The organism is Vibrio sp. 10N.222.55.C6, assembly GCF_041473395.1.
Taxonomy (GTDB): domain Bacteria; phylum Pseudomonadota; class Gammaproteobacteria; order Enterobacterales; family Vibrionaceae; genus Vibrio; species Vibrio crassostreae_C.
Map to the genome: position 1 here is coordinate 1 of NZ_JBFRSD010000683.1, position 317 is coordinate 317.

At 41.3% G+C, this 317-nt stretch carries 1 protein-coding gene; it reads left to right on the plus strand.

Annotation, left to right across the window (positions count from 1 at the left end):
• The coding region (locus AB4486_RS25635; RefSeq protein WP_372119550.1) for a hypothetical protein at positions 1–317 on the plus strand (317 nt) is incomplete at both ends.

The following is a 317-nucleotide window of genomic DNA, read 5'->3' on the forward strand; positions in this document are numbered from 1 at the left end:
CAGGGGCTGCTAGTGGTGTCGAACACCTAGATGAAGATTGCCCTTTCTGTGGTCAAGAATTAGGTGAAGATGCTCAATTGCTAATCCATAGCTACAGAACTGCTTTTGATGATGCATTCCAAACGTTCGTAAGAACGACCAAAACAGAAGTTACAAGACTAAGGGCTAAAAAGCTCATAGATGTTGACCTTGATAAGTTAACAGAGAAACATGAACAGAACATAGCTACTTTAAAAACCTATTCAGAGGACTCTATTAGAGAGCAGTTAGCAGACCTCGACCACGAAACAACGTTAGCTCAGTGCTTCGAATCTGTT